The following is a 16,698-nucleotide window of genomic DNA, read 5'->3' as shown; positions in this document are numbered from 1 at the left end:
CGGGTCGGCTCCCGGTGCGCCGCGGGGCGCCTCCCGAGGGAGACGCCCCGCGCCGGGGTGGGCTACTGCGGGTCGGCCACCGAGACCCGGGCGGCGCGCAGCACGCGCTCGCCCTGGCGGTAGCCGGGCTGGAGGACCTGGACCACGGTCGTGCCGGTCGCCCCCTCGGGCAGCTCGGCCTGGACGTGCATCAGGGCCTCGTGGACGGCCGGGTCGAAGGCCTCCCCCACCTCGCCGAACTGCTCGAGCCCGAAGCGGCCGAGGGCGGCCTGGAGCTTGTCGGCGATGCTGGCGAAGGGGCTGCCCTCGGCGAGGTCGCCGTGCTGGCGGGCCAGCGCGATCTCGTCGAGCACCGGCATCAGCGCCTCGACGACGGAGGCGACACCCAGGTCCTTGAGGGTGGCCTTGTCCCGGTCGACCCGCTTCTTGTAGTTGACGTACTCCGCCTGCAGTCGCTGCAGGTCGGCGAGCCGCTCGGCGGCCAGCGCGGTGTCGGGATGCCCCTGACCGGACGTCGCCTCGGCGCGAGCCCGCTCCGCGTCGAGGGCGGCCGTCTGCGCGGCGGTCTCCTCCGGCGAGAAGGGGCTCTTCGGCATACCGTCCTCGTCGTCCTGGTCGCCGCTCTCGTCGGTGCCGGACTCGCCGCCCTCGGCGGACTGCCGGCCCGGCAGGGCGTCGCCCACGGCGCCCCCGAAGGAGTCGTCGCCCATCGCCATGGCGGTGTGCTGGTCGTCGTGCTCGTGGTGCTGGTCAGACATGGGGACCTCCCGGTCGTCGTGGGCGAGACCCGCGTCGGCGGCCGCGCCCTGCTCACGCACCCGACCAGTCTGCGGGTCGATGCGTCGCTTGTCCCGGATGACCGGCCCGGTGGGCTCCCCCTGCTCGGGGGAGCCCACGCGGTCGGTGCTGGCGTCGGTCACTTGGCGTCGTTGTCGTCGACGACCTCGGCGTCGATGACGTCGTCGTCGCCCTTGGCCTGCTGGCCGGCACCGGCGCCCGGGGCGCCCGCCTCGGCCCCCTGGTCCTGCTGGGCGTAGAGCGCGGCGCCGAGCTTCTGCGACTCCTCGGACAGCTTCGTGGCCTTGGCCTGGATGTCGTCGGAGGAGGTGCTCTGGTCGGCGAGGGCGGCCTTGAGGTCCGTCAGCGCCTCGTCGACAGGCTTGCGGCCGTCCTCGGGGAGCTTCTCGGTGTTGTCGGCGAGGAACTTCTCGGTGGAGTAGACGAGCTGCTCCGCGTTGTTGCGGGACTCGGCCTCCTCGCGACGCTTCTTGTCCTCCTCGGCGTGGGCCTCGGCGTCCTTGACCATGCGGTCGATCTCCTCCTTGGACAGCGCGCTGCCGCCGGAGATGGTCATCGACTGCTCCTTGCCCGTGCCCTGGTCCTTGGCGGACACGTGCACGATGCCGTTGGCGTCGATGTCGAAGGTGACCTCGATCTTGGGCATGCCACGGGGCGCGGGGGCGATGCCGGTCAGCTCGAAGGTGCCGAGGCCCTTGTTCTGCTGGGCCAGCTCGCGCTCGCCCTGGAAGACCTGGATCAGCACGGACGGCTGGTTGTCCTCGGCGGTGGTGAAGACCTCGGAGCGCTTGGTCGGGATGGCCGTGTTGCGCTCGATGAGCTTGGTCATCAGGCCACCCTTGGTCTCGATCCCGAGGGACAGCGGGGTCACGTCGATGAGCAGCACGTCCTTGCGCTCGCCCTTGAGGACACCGGCCTGCAGGGAGGCGCCCATGGCGACGACCTCGTCGGGGTTGACGCCCTTGTTGGGCTCCTTGCCGGTGAGCTCCTTGACCAGGTTGCTCACGGCCGGCATACGGGTCGAACCGCCCACGAGGACCACGTGGTTGATGTCGCCGACCTGGATGCCCGCGTCCTTGATGACCGCGTGGAAGGGCTCCTTGCAGCGAGCCAGCAGGTCGGACGTCATCTGCTCGAACTGGGTGCGGGTGAGCGTCTCGTCCAGGTGGATCGGGCCGTTCTCGCCCATCGAGAGGTACTGCAGGTTGATGTTGGTGCTGGTCGCGGTGGACAGCTCCTTCTTGGCCTGCTCGGCGGCGTCCTTGAGGCGCTGCATCGCGATCTTGTCGTTGGCCAGGTCCATGCCGGTCTGGTTCTTGACCTGGGTGAGCAGGTGCTTGACGATTCGGTCGTCCCAGTCGTCGCCACCGAGGCGGTTGTCACCGTTGGTCGCGCGGACCTGGATGGTGGCGAAGCCGTCCTCGGCGTCCTTGCCCACCTCGAGGAGGGACACGTCGAAGGTGCCGCCGCCGAGGTCGAAGACGAGGATGAGCTCGTCCTCCTTGCCCTTGTCCAGGCCGTAGGCCAGCGCGGCCGCGGTGGGCTCGTTGACGATGCGCAGGACGTTGAGGCCCGCGATCTCGCCGGCCTCCTTGGTGGCCTGGCGCTCGGCGTCGTCGAAGTAGGCCGGGACGGTGATGACCGCGTCGGTGACGGCCTCACCGAGGTAGGCCTCGGCGTCACGCTTGAGCTTCATCAGCGTGCGGGCGCTGATCTCCTGCGGGGTGTAGTCCTTGCCGTCGATCTCCTGCTTCCAGTCGGTGCCCATGTGGCGCTTGACCGAGCGGATGGTGCGATCGACGTTGGTGACGGCCTGGCGCTTGGCGATCTCGCCGACCAGGACCTCGCCGTTCTTGCTGAAGGCCACCACCGACGGGGTGGTCCGGCCACCCTCGGCGTTGGCGATGATCTCCGGCTCGCCGCCCTCGAGGACGGAGACGGCGGAGTTGGTGGTGCCGAGGTCGATTCCGACGGCGCGTGCCATGTGGGGCTCCTTGGGTCTGCGGTTCAGGTTGAGTCGCTTGCACTCAAGATATGACCGGCTGCGGCGCTGTGCAACCTCGTGTCAGTGATCTTGAGTCTGACCGTGTCAACTCTTGGTGGGCCGGATCCATTCCCGGCCTCTCGCCGACATCGCCGAAGTCGGCGTCGGAGACAGACGTGCGATCGAACGGCCTGCTTGAGGCGCTGGGTGAGGCGGGTCTGCCTGATGCCCGGTGCCGGCACGAGCGTGCTGGCGATGCTCCGACAGGCGCCCAGGCCGTGGGTGGGCAAGGAGGCCCAGTCGGCTGGCCAGATGATGAGCGCGATGCCCCATGCGGGGCTGCATGCCGCGAAGATGGGGGCCTTCTCATCGGTGGGGGCGACGGAGGCGACTCTGCATGTCATGGCTGTCTCGTCGACGCGCTCGTCGCGAGCGATCGCGCCTGCTGCGCGCTCTCGGATCATGCGGCCAGTGCGGGCACGCCTGGGCGGACCATCCGGGCGCGGGGCCTCACCTGAACGACATGTGCGACGAGTGCGGCTTCGAGGTGGACCACGGCCAACGCGATGAAGAGCAGGTATGCACGAGACCCTGCCCGCTGATGACGGTGGCCCAGGTGCAGGCCTTGGAGAGCCTGTGGGGCGAGGTCCCGGCCGGGGCCGGGCCACCGAGCAACGACCAGGAGATGGCTTTCGCCGTCGTCGACTCGTGGTTCGCCGGCGTGCTTTCCTCGCACCAAGCCAACCAGGATGGCCTCGACGAGCTGAATCGGTTGCTCCTCGACCCCGACACCCCACAGGCTGTCCGGACTGTCGCCGAGACCGCGCACCTCATCTGCACCCGCCCGACAGACGTCTCGTAGATCACGAGCCACACGTGGCCTGAGCGGGCGAGCTCAGCCGCCTCCGGCGCAGCATGTGCGTGCGAGCACCTCATGGCCGTGTCTGGGCGGCGCGACCACCGCCGCCCGCTGGGTCCGGTGCCATGGAAGAGGATGCCCGTGCCTATCTGCCCGAGCTACGCTCCGGCGGTGAACAGAACGGCTGCATCGCAGGGGGCACCACCCCGAGCGGGGCTGTTCGATCCCCGGGAGGGCACGTGCTGACGATCCGTTCGGTCGACGTCGAGGACGACGGCGACTTCGACGCTTTCTGTCGCGTCTTCGAGCGGGCGGCTCGAGCCGACGCACCCCATATGCCGGTGCCCGCTGACGGCGAGGTGCGCCCCTTCCTGCGCGCGTCGCCCGACAGCACCCCGGTCCCCCTCGTCGCGGTGCTCGACGGGGTGACGTGTGGGCTGGCGCTGATCCACCTGCACGCCTCGACGCCCGACCGTGCCTTCGCGAATGTCGTCGTCGCTCCCGAGTTCCGGTGTCGAGGGGTCGGGCACGCCCTGACCGAGGCCGTCGTCGAGAAGGTGGTGGCGTCCGGGCGGGTGCTCGTCGACGCCGAGGTGGCGCTGCCACCGGGTGCAGGGGTCGATCATCCCTTCTGCCGGTTCGCTCTGGCCCACGGCTTCCGGGCCGGAGAGGTGGTCGTGTCACGAGCGCTTCCCCTGCCTGTGCCGGACTTCGACGAGCTCGCCCGGGAGGCTGCGGCCCATCACGCCGGCTACCACATCGTGACCGCGGTGGACGACCTGCCCGATCACCTCATGGGTGGTTTCGTCACTCTCATGAACCGCATCGCCCTCGAAGCGCCCAGCGGCGACCTGGACGTCGTCGACGCCGGGTGGGACGTCGAGAGCTATCGGCGGCGCATCGCGCTCGACGTCGAGGGCGGACGCCACCGGCTGCTCGCCGTGGCCGTGGCCCCGGACGGCACCGTCGCCGCTGCGACGGCCATGCTGGCCTCGTCGTCCGACGTCTTCCATCAGCACGGCACGATCGTGGTCCCCGAACATCGCGGGCGCAGGCTCGGGGTGGCCGTGAAGGTCGCCAACCTGCGGGCAGCAGCCACCGCCTTCCCGGGGCGCTCGAGCGTCGTGACCAGCACCGCGGACACGAACGCCCACATGGCTGCCATCAACGAGCGGCTCGGCTTCGCCGTCGTCGGAGCAGGCGTCGAGCTGCAACGCCAGCTGCAGGCGACCAACTGCACACCTCGAGCACGGTGACCAGGCGGTCAGAGACCCGTCGGACGTCAGCAGGAGACAACGCCCTCGATGCGCCAGATGAGTACGGGTGAGGAAGGCAGATGTCAGGCCTTGCGCAGGGAGAAGACGTCCCCTGGCACGCAGTCGAGTGCTCGGCAGATAGCCGTCGCAGAGGTGAACGGGACTGCGCCGGGCGGTCCCGTCCGACTCATTCGCGACGCGTGCGGACATGGTCGCGGAGCATGTGCCCGCGAGCATCGAAGGTGAGACGAGCGTGAGCACGAAAACGGCAAGAACGAGACGCGCACAGACCATCGAAAGGGAACCGGGTGGCTTGCTGCCGGCCGGTGACTGCCCGCAGGACGTGGCTCACGGGGTGTCGGTCGTCGGTGGTCTCCGGCCCCCCGTGCTGTGGCGCTCGTGCGAGACGTCGAGGGCGCGGGGTTGACCCTGACACGGTGGTAGACGTCAGGCTCGAGTCATGGCCGAGACCACGACCTTGATGACGATCGGCGAGTTCAGTCGCCTGTCGCGGCTGTCCGTGCGGATGCTGCGCCACTACGACGCCCACGGCGTCCTCGTGCCCGCGGCTGTCGACCCCTCGACGGGATACCGCCGCTACGCGCCTGCTCAGCTGGCTACCGCCGCCGAGATCCGTGCCCTGCGCGACGTCGGGTTCGCCGTCTCCACCATCAGCGCCCTCCTCGCCGCCCGCGGCACCGACGCCTGGACGAACGCGCTGGAGCTCCAGCGCGCCACCCTCGCCGACGAGCTGCGCGCGTGCCAGCACCGGGTGACCCTCATCAACCGCATGCTCACGCACGGAGAACCCACCATGACCATCACCGTCGAACGCCGCACCATCCCCGCGATGACCGTCGTCGCGCTGCGCGGCACCGTCCCCACCTACGCCGACGAGCCCCGGCTCTGGCAGCAGATGACGCCACTGCTCACCGCCCAGGGCATCACCCCGACCGGCCCGTGCGGGGTGATCGAGCACGACGACGAGTACACCGAGCACGACGTCGACCTGCAGATCTTCGTCCCCGTCGACCCCGCCACGACCGCCACCGCACCCCTGGAGGTCATCACCCTGCCCGAGCGGGACTGCCTGGTGGCACGAGTGGCCGGGCCGTACGAGCAGATCTCGACGGCGCACGACGAGATCAACGCCCGGATCACCACCGACGGCCTCCGTCCCGCTCACGGCATCACGGCGGCCACCAAGACCTTCAACTGCTATCTGACCACCCCCGACCAGGTCGGTCCCGGTGACCTCGTCACCGAGGTCTGCCAGCCCTTGGCCTGACCGTGCGCCAGGCCCTGGGTGACGTCGACCGGCGCGTTGCCCAGGGCCCCGCAGCATCCCGGGCCGTGTCTCGTGATGCCGGTCGAGGCGGACCTGCTCGCGAGAGCGGCCGGGCGGCGCTGGCGTCGGCAGGGAGCACCCCCACCTCCCGCCCCGGGTAGCCCCTCAGACGCCCTCCAGGTGCCGCCAGAAGGTCTCGGGGCCGGCACCGCGGACCACCAGGGCGACGAGATCCGGGATGAGGCAGTCGTCCTCGTCGTGGGGCCGCCGGGGTGCACGCCGGTCGGGTCCCACCCGGTCAGGATCTCCTGGACGGCGACGGCGAGGTCAGGAGGAGGTCTCACCGGGCGGATGCCGTCGCGGCGGCGCCGAGCCGTCGTCAGGGGCCGCGTGATCGCTGCCCGTCAAAGACCACCGTACGCCGGGACAGGCTCGGCGCGCCCGATCCTGCCCCCCTGACGGCGCGACCGGACGATCCCTGGGACGGCTCACGGCGAGACAAGGCCCCACCGGGATCCCGCAGGCCGCATCCTTCCCCGTATGCCGCACACCACAGCCCGCACCCTTGCCGTCGCCGCCCTGGCCACCGTGACCCTCGCCGGCTGCGGCGCGTCCGGGGACGCCACCCGCACCGCGACCACCTCCTCGGTGGCCACGACGACTGCGGCCGTGCCGACCGCGGCCACCTCGGGGTCGCCCACCGGATCCACGTCCGCGGCCACCACCGGCGCCCACAACGCCGCGGACACGATGTTCAGCCAGCTGATGATCGCCCACCACCAGGGCGCGGTGGACATGGCGGCCCTCGCGGCCACGCGCGCCGGCAGCCCGGAGGTCAAGGCGCTCGCGGGACGGATCGCCACCGCCCAGCAGCCGGAGATCGCCCGCATGAAGGGCTGGCTGACGTCCTGGGGCGAGTCCTCAGAGAACCCGCACGCGGGCATGCAGATGCCCGGCATGGACATGAACGGCGCGTCCCAGGAGCAGGTCATGGCGACGTTGAGGAAGCTGAGCGGACAGGCCTTCGACAGGGAGTTCCTCACCTCGATGATCGCCCACCACCAGGGCGCGCTGGTCATGGCCCAGGACGAGCTCAGGCAGGGCCAGGACGCCGGGAGCAGACAGCTGGCGCAGAGCATCCTCGCCGGCCAGCAGCCGGAGATCGACCAGATGAAGCGCCTTCTCGCGGGTAGCTGACCGTCTGGCCCGAAGGCCGGGACCAGCACGAAGGCGTGTGCGCTGCGCGTTCGCCCGGTTGCCTCGTGCAGCCCTGTGGGGCCGCCCGCGTGGTCATGGACGCCTAGGATGACCTGGAACTACGCGGTGGCACGACGGCTCGCTAGCGTGCGACCAGGCCTCCCACGTTCCTGGTCGAGGCCACTGCGCCCAGAGGAGCCCTGATGAACCGCGGACTACCCGTCCTTGCCACGACGCTCGCCCTCCTGGTGGCGGGCTGCAGCAGTGCTGCCACGTCCACCACCACGAGCACCGCAGCCGCCCCGGCGGCCACCACGGCCGGCACGACGACCCCGTCGAGCGCCGCGGCGAAGGGTGACCCCAACACGCTGGCCCTGCCTGCCCTGTCGGTCGCTGCACCTGTCACGGAGTGCTCGACGCGCAACAAGATGGTGACGCCGCCGCCGGACATCCGGTCGGTCTGCCGCTGGACGGGCAGCCAGCCCATGGATGCCACCGCGGGGACCACGATCATCGTCGGCCACTCGACCAAGGACCCCTCGAGCAAGGGCGCCCTGGAGGACGTCCGTCGCCTCAAGGTTGGCGACACGGCCACCATCGGCGGACGCACCTGGAAGGTCGCAGAGGTGCTCCCTGGCGTCGACAAGCGAAAGCTCCCCGCGTGGGTCACGGCCCGTTCGGGGGCGCGCCAGCTGGGTCTGATCACCTGCGAGGTCACCAACGACACCCACAACGACATCGCGCGTCTGGTGGCCGCCTGAGCCGTGCCCCGGAGCCGCCGTCGGCGGCTCCGGGGCACCCTGACCAGACGGGAACGAGGGGGCCTGACGCCATACGCGTCAGGCCCCCTCGTCGCGCCCTGCAGGAAACCGTCACACACGTGTGCCCCGGGTCCGTCGGACCCGGGGCACACGTGTCAGTCAGCGGTGCAGATCACAGCCCGCTGTTGAAGATCGGCACGTCCGGGGTGGTGGGCTTGGTCGGCACCTCGGGCGAGCAGGGGGTGTTCTGGTCGGTGAAGATCCAGGAGGTCTTCGCCGACTTGTCGAACTTCGTGCCGGGCTGCGGCTTGGCGACGACCTTGATCGAGCCCTTGCTCCACTCGGAGACGACCCAGTCGACGCCGGGGGTGGCGCCGGTGATGATGCGGTCGTTGTCGGGGCCGCAGACGACCTCGACCTCAGGAGCCGGCGGCACGACGACCGACGGAGCGGTCACCGTGGGCTCGGGGTTGGTGGGCGTGTCGGTCGGCTTGGGCGTCGGCGAACCGGTCTTGGTGGGCTCGGGCGACGGGGTGTCGGTCGGCTTCGTCGTCGGCGTGTCGGTGGGGCACGGCTCCGGCTTGGGGCACGGGGGCGTGTCCGTCGGGGTCGGGGTCGGGGTGTCGGTGGGGCACGGCTCCGGCTTGGGGCACGGGGGCGTGTCCGTCGGGGTCGGCGTCGGGGTGTCGGTGGGGCACGGCTCCGGCTTCGGGCACGGCGGCGTGGGCTTCGGCGTCTCCGTGGGGCACGGCTCCGGCTTCGGGCACGGCGGCGTGGGCTTCGGCGTCTCCGTGGGGCACGGCTCCGGCTTCGGGCACGGCGGCGTGGGCTTCGGCGTCTCCGTGGGCGTCGGCGTGGGAACCGGCTTGTCGGGGTGAATGTCGATGACGCCCTGGGAGCGCCCCTCACCCGGGAGGCTGTCCCACACGAACATGCCGTTGGTGGACGCGCTGCTCGCCTTGAGGAGGTACTCGTAGGTCTTGGTGAAGACCTGGTTGGTGACCTCGGCCTCGCCGACGATCCGGGTGTCGAACCTGTAGGCGCTGCTCACGTTGAGGCCGCTGGAGAAGTGCCAGACGGCGGCCGCGGTGGCGTGAACCATGGCCGACTGGACCTTGTTCGGGCTGGCGTTGGTGATGTCCACGCCGATCTTGTCGGCGAGCGTCGACATGCTGGCAGAGCCGAACCCGTGGTCGATGACCCAGCGCAGGCGACCCTTGTCGGCGATCTGGTAGCTGCTGAGCTGGTAGGTCGTCAGCCGCTTCGTCCGGTTGAGAACACCGTCGGACAGCGGGACGTCCGGCTCGATGCAGTAGGCCCAGCGGTCCACCTCGCGGTCACCATCCAGGTCCAGGCCCACGTAGGCCGGACGCGCCCCGATGTGGTTGGAGAAAGCGATCTCGCGGGTGGGGAAGGTGCTGGCGATGAGGGCCTCGGCCCGGTCGTCGGCGTGGGCGGCCGGGGCGACCGTGAGGCCGCTGATCGTCGAGGCGGCGCTGAGCGCCAGCGCGAGTGTGACAGGAAGAGGATGAGCGCGCACGGCGGGTGCCTTTCAGCGAGTTTGCGCTCTGGAGGCGCAAGAGGAATGACCCGCTCACCATTGCGTTGTACAGGTGCTCTGACCAGGGAACTTAACGTTCAAAAGCGACTTTCCACCCGAATGGGGTGGCAACGACCTCGGACAGCGACCCAGTGCTACCGGTCCGTAGCGTGAACTACCCGCACAAGATCCACTGACCTGTAATCGCTTCGTGGTCGGCTGCTCCATCCGGGGAGGAGGCCTGACGCGATCTCGGGGTCAGCCCCCTGCGCCGCCGAGCGTGGTCGAGGCGATCTGGACGACCAGGTTGATGGTGGTGCCCACGACGACCGCACCGAGCAGATAGCTCAGGATCGCGTGGCGCAGCGCCAGCCGCCGCACCGCCCTCGTGTTGATCGCCGTGTCCGAGACCTGGTAGCACATGCCCAGGGTGTAGGCGAGGTAGGCGAAGTCCTGGTAGTCCGGGTCCGAGGTGGCGTTGAAGTCCACGCCGTGCCCGCCGCTGTCCCTGAAGTGCGCCCGCGCATACCGCATCGTGTAGACGAGGTGCACGAGCGTCCACGAGGCCGCGACCGACAGGGTGCCCACCAGCGCCCCGAGCGGGAGCGTGCTGCCCTTGTCCGAGCCGGCCGCGAGCAGCAGCCCCACCCCGAGCAAGCTGCCCACCGCGGCGCCCACCAGGGCGACGTGCGTCCCGGCCCGCCCGGACTCGTCGGCCGTCGCGTGCGCCCGGACCTGCTCGTGGGTCATCCGCCGCAGATGGGTCCAGGTGAGGACGCAGTAGCTGCCCGCCAGGACGATCCACCCGCACATCACCGCCATCACCGGCGCGGCCACCAGGGCGAGGGCGCCCCCCGCCAGGACGCCGAGGGCGATGGCGATCGCCGCTCGTCCCAGAGCCTTGTGACGGATCATGCCGGCCTCCTGCAGGGTTGGGGCCACGACGTCGCGGCGAGGGCGCACCGGCGGCGCCGGTGACCTACGGTGGTGGGGCACGAAGGAGGTGCCGCATGAAGGTCCTGCTGGTGGAGGACGAGGTCAACATCGCCGAGGCCGTCCGCCGCGGGCTCACGCGTGAGGGGTTCGTGGTCGACGTCGCCCACGACGGGGTCACCGGGCAGTTTCTCGCGACCGACCAGGCGTACGACGTGATCGTCCTGGACATCATGCTGCCCGGCCGGCACGGCTACGACGTGGTCCGCAACCTGCGCGCCGCCGACGTGTGGACACCCGTGCTCATGCTCACCGCCAAGGACGGGGAGTACGACCTGGCCGACGCCCTCGACCTGGGGGCCGACGACTACCTGACCAAGCCCTTCAGCTTCGTCGTGCTCGTGGCGCGGCTGCGGGCCCTGGTCCGCCGCGGGGCCCCCGAGCGACCCACCGTGCTGCGGGCCGGGGACCTCGAGCTGGACCCCGCGAGGCACTCGGTGACCCGCGCCGGGACACCGATCACCCTGACCGCCAAGGAGTTCGCGCTCCTGCACTTCCTGATGCGGCGCCAGGGCGACGCGGTGTCCAAAGCCGAGATCCTCGACAACGTCTGGGACCCCGCCTACGAGGGCGGCGACAACGTGGTCGAGGTCTACGTGGGCTACCTGCGCAAGAAGATCGACGCCCCCTTCGGCGTGCGCTCGCTGGTCACGCTGCGCGGAGCCGGCTACCAGCTGCAGGCCGTGTCGACGGCGGACTGACGACGCCCGGATCGTCATCAGGCTCAGTCCTCCTGCGGCAGGGGCAGCTCGACCTGGAAGCGGCACCACCCGTCGGGGGCCTCGGTCGCGACGACCTCACCGCCGTGCCCGGACACCAGGGCGCGCACGATCGCCAGACCCAGCCCGCTGCCCCCGGAGTCGCGGTCCCGCGCGTCCTGCAGACGCGCGAACCGGTCGAAGACCGCCTCGCGCTGGCCCGGTGGCACGGGCGCGCCGTCGTTGTCGACCGCGAGCCGGGCGCGCCCGTCGACGCGGGTGAGCTGGACGCGGATGCCCGTCCCGGCGTGGCGGGCGGCATTGTCCATCAGGTTGCGCAGCACCTGGGTGAGCTGACGGGCGTCCCCGCAGACCCGAACCGGCTCGACCCGGGCGGTCACCGTCAACCCGCTGGTCGCGCGCATCCGGCGGACCTCGGCGAGGGCGACCTCGTCCAGGTCCACGTCCGCCTGCACGGACCGGCGGCCCGGGTCGTCGGCCCGCGCCAGGGTCAGCAGGTCCTCCACCAGGGACTGCATCCGCAGGGTCTCGGCGAGCACGACCTGGCGGCCCTCCTCGTCGATGCCACCGGGGGACGTCTCCCCCACGGCGCGGATGGTCGTGAGCGGGCTGCGCAGCTCGTGCGACGCGTCGCTGACGAAGGCGCGCTGAGAGGCGTCGGCCCGCTGGATCCGGTCGAGCATGGCGTTCATCGTCTCGGCCAGGCGAGCGATCTCGTCCCCGCCCGACGGGACGGGGACCCGCGTCGTCGACCCCGCGGCCTGCACCGCGGCCACCGAGACGCGGATCTGCTCGACCTTGCCGAGGGCGCTCGCCAGCACCCGGCCGATCAGCCACAGCAACCCGCCCAGCAGCAGCGCCGCCAGGCAGCCCAGCGCCGCGGTCGCCCCCTTCACCAGCGTGGTCTCCACCTGCAGCGGGGAGGCCACCAGCACCGTCACGGCACCGTCGATGGGCCGGGCAAGCCCGCGTGCGGCGACCGCGTAGGGGTCCTTGGGGTCGGGTCGCACGCCGTCGACCTGAGTGGTGAGGGTCTGTCCAGGCCCCGGGTGCAGATCGGCCACCTGCTGGTCGGCGACGGCCGGGTCCGAGCTGGCCAGCACCGTCCCCGCCCGGTCGACCAGCTGCACGAGCGCGCCGTTGGTGGGTGCCCCCGCCAGGGCCTCCCGAGGGGTCTGGCCGTCGGCGAGCTCGGCTGCCACGTCCTGCGCCCGGTCGGACGCCTCCGCCGTGGCCGAGACATAGAGAATGCGGTCCAGGGTGAGGGCATAGGCCGCCAGCGCCACGGTCAGCGTCAGGGCCCCCATGAGGGCGGTGGCGACGAGGATCCGGGTGCGCAGCGACGCCCGCCCGAGGCGGGTGAGCAGCACGCTGTGGCTCGTCATACGAGCCAGGCTAGGGTGCAGGGAGGGCCATGGCGGGGCAGCCACGTCGACCCGTGTGCTGCTCACCCCGGCCCTTCCTCCGCTCCGACGCCGTGGTCGGGGCCGCGACGACAGCGAGGGGGACGCGACCCCGACCGTGGTCACGGTCTCACCCGACGGCTGAGCAGAGGCTGAATCGTCTCGTGGCCCGACCCCCGCTGCTCGTCGCCCGTCCGCCTCGCGCGGGACGGGCGGCGTCGTCTGCGATGCTGCCGGTATGACGCCGTCGACCTTCCTGCTGCTGGTCGGGGCGGGCGTGGGGGCAGGGGTGGTCGGCTACCTGACGGGCATGGCCTCGCTGGTGTCCTTCCCGGCGATGCTCGCCGCCGGTCTGTCCCCCGTCGCCGCCAACGTCAGCCAGACCATCGGCCTGGTCGGCATCGGGGCCGGTGCCGCGGCCCGGTCCACGTCCACGCTGCTGGCGGGCGGGCGACGGGACCTGCTGCTGCAGCTGGCCCTGTCGGCGCTGGGCGGGCTCCTCGGGGGCGGCCTGCTGCTCGCCGGCGGCGAGGGATCCTTCGAGGCGGTGGTGCCCTGGCTGGTCCTGGTCGCCTCGGTGCTGGTGCTGCTGTCGCCGCGGCTGCGGGCGGCGCAGGGCGGACGGACGGCCCCGCGCTGGGTCTACCTCGCGGGGGTCTTGGCGATGAGCACGTACGGCGGCTACTTCGGCGCCGGCGCGGGCACCATCTATCTGGCCGTGGCGCTGCTGGCGTCGACGGAGACCTTCGCCCGCTCGATGATCCTCAAGTCGGTGCTGCTGGCGGTCACCAACCTGGTGGCGTCGGTGCTGTTCGCCCTGTCCGGGGTGGTGCACTGGTGGGCCGCCGTGGCGCTCGGCCTCGGGTGCGTGGCGGGCGGGCACCTGGGCGCCGCGCTCCAGGACCACGTGCCGGAGCCGACCATCCGCCGGGCGGTCGCGGTGGCCGGCGTCGGGCTCGCCTGGTGGCTGGCCCACCGCTGAGCACCCTCCGCTCCGGCATCGGCCGACCCGTCGGCCCGCGGCCCCCCGCGTGTCCTCCTCGTCCCGGCAGCGGCTCAGCCGCGCCCGGCGAGGTAGCCGGGCAACCAGACCGCCTCCCAGGCGGGGAGCTCGTCCCGCCAGAACGCCGGCCGCTCCGGCACCTCGTCCGCGAGTCGGTAGCTGCCCGAGCTGCGGTGCAGGTAGCCGTAGTCCACGAGCTCGCGGCGCCAGAACGCGAAGTCCTCGTGCACCGCGATCAGGCGGGCGTTGACCTCCTTCTCGGCATACTCCTCGCCGGGCTCGAAGAGGCGCACCAGCTGCAGCAGCACGTGGGCACGCACCCTGCGCCGCGCGGGGAAGGAGCGCAGCCGCCCGTCCTCGTCGACGAAGCGCGCGACGACGCGCTCGTGCTCCTGCCGCGCCGCGTCGTAGGCCGGGTCCGGGTGCGAGTCCCCCTCGACGTCGGGGGCGCTCGGGACGCCCTCGCGGCCCGGGGTGCCCGGATCGGCGGCCAGCAGGTCGGCGCGCGCCGCGGTGTAGCGCTGCCCGGTCTCGCGCATCCGCGCGCGAACCAGGTCCTTGAAGTCACGGTCGTCGGTCATGGTCACCTCGGTCTGCGTGCCGCATCCCCAGCCTGCCGACGCAGCCGGACGTGAACGACGGATCGGCTCGCGTGGTCCGAGGATCTGCTCCCCTTCGCCGTCGCACCGGAGCTGGGGTCCTGGTGCCGGCTGGGCGCTGGACCGCGCCGCCGGCTCCACCTTGCCACACGACCGAGGGTGACGTCATGGGAGTTCCGGACGAGCTGCGGGCGGACTGCGGCCGCTGCGCCGGGTTGTGCTGCACCGCACTGCCGTTCGCCCGGTCGAGCGACTTCCCGGTCGGGAAGCCGGCCGCGGTGCCCTGCCGGCACCTGGCTGCTGACCACTCCTGCGAGATCCACGACCGGCTGCGCGCCGAGGGGTGGCGCGGGTGCACGGTGTTCGAGTGCTTCGGGGCGGGACAGCAGGTGGTCCAGGTGACGTATGCCGGAAGGACCTGGGCGGACTCCCCCGAGCTTGCGCCGGAGATGGTCGCAGCCTTCGAGGTGATGCGGCTGGTGCACGAGGTGCGGTGGTACGCCGGCGATCTCGTCGAGCGGCACGCCGAGGGGCTGCCGGCGGACCTGCTCGCGGAGGTGACCGCGCTGGGCGAGCGGGCGGGTCGCCTGGCCGCCGCCCCGGCCCCGGAGCTGACGCCTGAGGCCGCGAGCTCCCTGCAGGGACAGGCCGGTCCGCTGCTGGTGCGGGCGAGCGCGGCGCTCCGGGCGGGAGCCGCGGCGCGAGCCGGTCGGGCGAGAGGGCGTGGGGGACGCAGGTTCTCGGCATACGCCGATCTCGCCGGAGCCGACCTGCGCGGAGCCGATCTGACCGGGTCGGACCTGCGCGGGTCCCTGCTGATCGGGGCCGACCTGACCGGCGCGACCCTGGACCGCACCGACCTGCTCGGCGCCGACCTGCGCGACTGTCGCCTGGGGGCCGTCGATCTCACGCATACGCTCTATCTCACCCAGGCGCAGGTCAACGCAGCGCTGGGTGACGCCGCGACCGCCCTGCCACCGCGGCTGCACCCGCCGCGGCACTGGCCCGCCTAGGCGTCGGTCGAGGCCGCGGACCGGGACCGCTCCCGGCGGCGCAGGTCGCGCTCGCGCCGGCGCCCGTGCTGGCCGAAGGTGCCCGCGGCCATCCACATCAGGGCGACGACGACCCCGCCGATCGCGGCATAGCCGTCGGCGTGGATCGCGGTGAAGCCGACGCCGTAGAGCATGGTGACGGCCAGGGCGAGGAACGACAGAGTCTCGGTGTCCATGCCCTCGATCCTGCTGCCGCGCAGGTGGATCGACCCATGACAGTCGTCATCTCCCGACCACGACAGCCGTCCGGGTAGGTTCGCCGCATGCGCGTCCTGGTCCTCGCCGACACCCACTCGCCCCGCCGCTGGAAGGCCCTGCCGGAGGGCCTGCGGGAGCCGCTGGCGGCTGCCGACCTGGTGCTGCACGCCGGCGACGTGTGCGAGCCGTCGGTGCTGGACACGCTCGCGGCCTACGCCCCCGTGCACGTGGTGCTGGGCAACAACGACGGGGCGGACGTCGCGGCCTGGGGCGCGACCGAGACGCTCGAGCTCGAGCTCGGCGGGGTGCTGGTCGCGATGATCCACGACGCGGGGCCGCGGGGCGGGCGAGCGGCGCGCATGCACAGGCGCTTTCCCCAGGCGCGGTTGGTGGTGTACGGCCACTCGCACATCCCGCTGGACGAGCCCGAGGGGCCGGTGCACCTGTTCAACCCCGGCTCCCCCACCGACCGCCGCCGCCAGCCGGTGGGGACCTACGGACTGCTGGAGCTGACCGGTGGGCGGGTCGTGCGCAGCGAGATCGTGCCGCTGCCCGCCGACCAGCCCTGACCGTCAGCTCTCGCGGGCGGCCTCGGGAGGCGCGGCCGGCGCCTCCAGGGTGGGGTGATCAGGGGTGGGGGACGAGGGACCGGCGGCCGGAGGCAGCAACGCGGCCATCTCCTCCAGCCGGAAGAACTCGGCCACGCTGCGGGCGCTGCGGCCCCCGGCGTCCGGGTCCGCCCCCGCCTCCAGCAGGTCCACCACGATCTGCGGCTCCTGCCGGAACACCGCGCAGCCGAGAGCCGTCTGGCCCATGTCGTTGACCCGGGCGTGGTCGGCGCCGTGCTCGAGCAGGGCCCGCACCATGTCCCGCTGCTTGTGGTAGGCGGCAAGGATCAGCAGGGTGTCGCCCTTGGCGTTGGTGAGGTTGGGGGTCAGGCCCTGGTCGAGCAGCGGCGCGACCAGGTCGACCCGACCCGTGCGCGCGGCCTCGAAGACCTCGTGGAGGAAGGCGAGCTCCTCGTCGGTGAGCGACGTCATGGTGGCTC

The 16,698-nt window shown here is 71.9% G+C and carries 18 protein-coding genes; 9 read left to right on the top strand and 9 right to left on the bottom strand.

Annotation, left to right across the window (positions count from 1 at the left end; translation table 11 throughout):
- Window positions 1–62: 62 nt before the first annotated feature.
- The gene (grpE, locus tag ACK2IS_RS02830) at window positions 63–920 is read right to left on the bottom strand and encodes a nucleotide exchange factor GrpE (RefSeq protein WP_409484648.1); all 858 of its coding nucleotides are present in this window, start codon (window positions 918–920) and stop codon (window positions 63–65) included.
- Window positions 917–2,782, bottom strand: a complete 1,866-nt coding sequence (gene dnaK / locus ACK2IS_RS02825) for a molecular chaperone DnaK (RefSeq protein WP_409484647.1) — start codon at window positions 2,780–2,782, stop codon at window positions 917–919. The genes grpE and dnaK overlap by 4 nt, the downstream gene beginning before the upstream one ends.
- 601 nt (window positions 2,783–3,383) lie before the next feature.
- On the opposite strand from dnaK, the gene ACK2IS_RS02820 reads away from it, so the two are divergent.
- The 3 genes from ACK2IS_RS02820 (at window position 3,384) to ACK2IS_RS02810 (ending at window position 6,185) form a co-directional block, all read left to right on the top strand.
- Entirely contained in the window at window positions 3,384–3,644 is a 261-nt protein-coding gene (locus tag ACK2IS_RS02820) for a hypothetical protein (protein ID WP_409484646.1), read from the top strand.
- Between the two features lie 236 nt (window positions 3,645–3,880).
- Complete coding sequence (locus ACK2IS_RS02815) at window positions 3,881–4,897, top strand: GNAT family N-acetyltransferase (RefSeq protein ID WP_409484645.1); 1,017 nt, start codon at window positions 3,881–3,883, stop codon at window positions 4,895–4,897.
- Window positions 4,898–5,357: 460 nt separating this feature from the next.
- On the top strand, window positions 5,358–6,185 hold the full coding sequence (locus tag ACK2IS_RS02810) for a MerR family transcriptional regulator (protein ID WP_409484644.1): 828 nt from the start codon (window positions 5,358–5,360) through the stop codon (window positions 6,183–6,185).
- Between the two features lie 165 nt (window positions 6,186–6,350).
- On the opposite strand, the gene ACK2IS_RS02805 is transcribed toward ACK2IS_RS02810, so the two are convergent.
- Entirely contained in the window at window positions 6,351–6,479 is a 129-nt protein-coding gene (locus ACK2IS_RS02805) for a hypothetical protein (RefSeq protein WP_409484643.1), read from the bottom strand.
- Window positions 6,480–6,725: 246 nt separating this feature from the next.
- On the opposite strand from ACK2IS_RS02805, the gene ACK2IS_RS02800 reads away from it, so the two are divergent.
- Both ACK2IS_RS02800 and ACK2IS_RS02795 read left to right on the top strand, forming a co-directional pair.
- Entirely contained in the window at window positions 6,726–7,382 is a 657-nt protein-coding gene (locus ACK2IS_RS02800; RefSeq protein ID WP_409484642.1) for a DUF305 domain-containing protein, read from the top strand.
- A gap of 203 nt (window positions 7,383–7,585) precedes the next feature.
- Complete coding sequence (locus ACK2IS_RS02795) at window positions 7,586–8,143, top strand: class F sortase (RefSeq protein ID WP_409484641.1); 558 nt, start codon at window positions 7,586–7,588, stop codon at window positions 8,141–8,143.
- 172 nt (window positions 8,144–8,315) lie between these two features.
- On the opposite strand, the gene ACK2IS_RS02790 is transcribed toward ACK2IS_RS02795, so the two are convergent.
- Complete coding sequence (locus tag ACK2IS_RS02790) at window positions 8,316–9,683, bottom strand: thioester domain-containing protein (RefSeq protein WP_409484640.1); 1,368 nt, start codon at window positions 9,681–9,683, stop codon at window positions 8,316–8,318.
- 258 nt (window positions 9,684–9,941) lie between these two features.
- Complete coding sequence (locus ACK2IS_RS02785) at window positions 9,942–10,598, bottom strand: DUF1345 domain-containing protein (protein WP_409484639.1); 657 nt, start codon at window positions 10,596–10,598, stop codon at window positions 9,942–9,944.
- A gap of 95 nt (window positions 10,599–10,693) precedes the next feature.
- On the opposite strand from ACK2IS_RS02785, the gene ACK2IS_RS02780 reads away from it, so the two are divergent.
- Window positions 10,694–11,377, top strand: coding sequence for a response regulator transcription factor (locus ACK2IS_RS02780; RefSeq protein ID WP_409484638.1), 684 nt, complete (start codon window positions 10,694–10,696; stop codon window positions 11,375–11,377).
- A 23-nt stretch (window positions 11,378–11,400) separates the two neighbouring features.
- On the opposite strand, the gene ACK2IS_RS02775 is transcribed toward ACK2IS_RS02780, so the two are convergent.
- Complete coding sequence (locus tag ACK2IS_RS02775) at window positions 11,401–12,780, bottom strand: sensor histidine kinase (RefSeq protein WP_409484637.1); 1,380 nt, start codon at window positions 12,778–12,780, stop codon at window positions 11,401–11,403.
- A 256-nt stretch (window positions 12,781–13,036) separates the two neighbouring features.
- Here ACK2IS_RS02775 and ACK2IS_RS02770 point away from each other — a divergent pair, with 256 nt between their 5' ends.
- Window positions 13,037–13,780: a TSUP family transporter gene (locus ACK2IS_RS02770; RefSeq protein ID WP_409484636.1), complete on the top strand. Its 744-nt coding sequence runs from the start codon at window positions 13,037–13,039 to the stop codon at window positions 13,778–13,780.
- Between the two features lie 74 nt (window positions 13,781–13,854).
- Here the strand turns inward: ACK2IS_RS02770 and ACK2IS_RS02765 are convergent, their stop codons facing one another.
- Window positions 13,855–14,382 carry a DUF2087 domain-containing protein gene (locus tag ACK2IS_RS02765; RefSeq protein WP_409484635.1) on the bottom strand — a complete coding sequence of 176 codons (528 nt, stop codon included), beginning with the start codon at window positions 14,380–14,382 and terminating at the stop codon, window positions 13,855–13,857.
- 185 nt (window positions 14,383–14,567) lie between these two features.
- On the opposite strand from ACK2IS_RS02765, the gene ACK2IS_RS02760 reads away from it, so the two are divergent.
- Window positions 14,568–15,413, top strand: a complete 846-nt coding sequence (locus ACK2IS_RS02760) for a pentapeptide repeat-containing protein (RefSeq protein ID WP_409484634.1) — start codon at window positions 14,568–14,570, stop codon at window positions 15,411–15,413.
- Here ACK2IS_RS02760 and ACK2IS_RS02755 read toward each other — a convergent pair.
- Window positions 15,410–15,628, bottom strand: coding sequence for a hypothetical protein (locus ACK2IS_RS02755; RefSeq protein WP_409484633.1), 219 nt, complete (start codon window positions 15,626–15,628; stop codon window positions 15,410–15,412). The two genes, ACK2IS_RS02760 and ACK2IS_RS02755, sit on opposite strands and share 4 nt — an antisense overlap.
- Window positions 15,629–15,715: 87 nt before the next feature.
- Here ACK2IS_RS02755 and ACK2IS_RS02750 point away from each other — a divergent pair, with 87 nt between their 5' ends.
- On the top strand, window positions 15,716–16,219 hold the full coding sequence (locus ACK2IS_RS02750) for a metallophosphoesterase family protein (protein ID WP_409484632.1): 504 nt from the start codon (window positions 15,716–15,718) through the stop codon (window positions 16,217–16,219).
- Window positions 16,220–16,222: 3 nt separating this feature from the next.
- Here the strand turns inward: ACK2IS_RS02750 and ACK2IS_RS02745 are convergent, their stop codons facing one another.
- A complete protein-coding gene (locus tag ACK2IS_RS02745) occupies window positions 16,223–16,690 on the bottom strand; it encodes an ankyrin repeat domain-containing protein (RefSeq protein WP_409484631.1) in 468 nt (155 codons plus the stop codon).
- Window positions 16,691–16,698: the final 8 nt, after the last annotated feature.

Origin of the sequence: Arsenicicoccus dermatophilus (assembly GCF_046267915.1) — a bacterium.
GTDB lineage: Bacteria > Actinomycetota > Actinomycetes > Actinomycetales > Dermatophilaceae > Arsenicicoccus > Arsenicicoccus dermatophilus_A.
This window is presented reverse-complemented; position numbering and strand designations above follow the sequence as displayed.

Coding starts and splice junctions, on each gene's coding strand:
- dnaK (WP_409484647.1), bottom strand. CDS start 2,782: ATGGCACGCGCCGTCGGAATCGACCTCGGCACCACCAACTCCGCCGTC.
- ACK2IS_RS02820 (WP_409484646.1), top strand. CDS start 3,384: ATGACGGTGGCCCAGGTGCAGGCCTTGGAGAGCCTGTGGGGCGAGGTC.
- ACK2IS_RS02810 (WP_409484644.1), top strand. CDS start 5,358: ATGGCCGAGACCACGACCTTGATGACGATCGGCGAGTTCAGTCGCCTG.
- ACK2IS_RS02800 (WP_409484642.1), top strand. CDS start 6,726: ATGCCGCACACCACAGCCCGCACCCTTGCCGTCGCCGCCCTGGCCACC.
- ACK2IS_RS02795 (WP_409484641.1), top strand. CDS start 7,586: ATGAACCGCGGACTACCCGTCCTTGCCACGACGCTCGCCCTCCTGGTG.
- ACK2IS_RS02785 (WP_409484639.1), bottom strand. CDS start 10,598: ATGATCCGTCACAAGGCTCTGGGACGAGCGGCGATCGCCATCGCCCTC.
- ACK2IS_RS02780 (WP_409484638.1), top strand. CDS start 10,694: ATGAAGGTCCTGCTGGTGGAGGACGAGGTCAACATCGCCGAGGCCGTC.
- ACK2IS_RS02775 (WP_409484637.1), bottom strand. CDS start 12,780: ATGACGAGCCACAGCGTGCTGCTCACCCGCCTCGGGCGGGCGTCGCTG.
- ACK2IS_RS02770 (WP_409484636.1), top strand. CDS start 13,037: ATGACGCCGTCGACCTTCCTGCTGCTGGTCGGGGCGGGCGTGGGGGCA.
- ACK2IS_RS02765 (WP_409484635.1), bottom strand. CDS start 14,382: ATGACCGACGACCGTGACTTCAAGGACCTGGTTCGCGCGCGGATGCGC.
- ACK2IS_RS02760 (WP_409484634.1), top strand. CDS start 14,568: ATGGGAGTTCCGGACGAGCTGCGGGCGGACTGCGGCCGCTGCGCCGGG.
- ACK2IS_RS02755 (WP_409484633.1), bottom strand. CDS start 15,628: ATGGACACCGAGACTCTGTCGTTCCTCGCCCTGGCCGTCACCATGCTC.
- ACK2IS_RS02750 (WP_409484632.1), top strand. CDS start 15,716: ATGCGCGTCCTGGTCCTCGCCGACACCCACTCGCCCCGCCGCTGGAAG.
- ACK2IS_RS02745 (WP_409484631.1), bottom strand. CDS start 16,690: ATGACGTCGCTCACCGACGAGGAGCTCGCCTTCCTCCACGAGGTCTTC.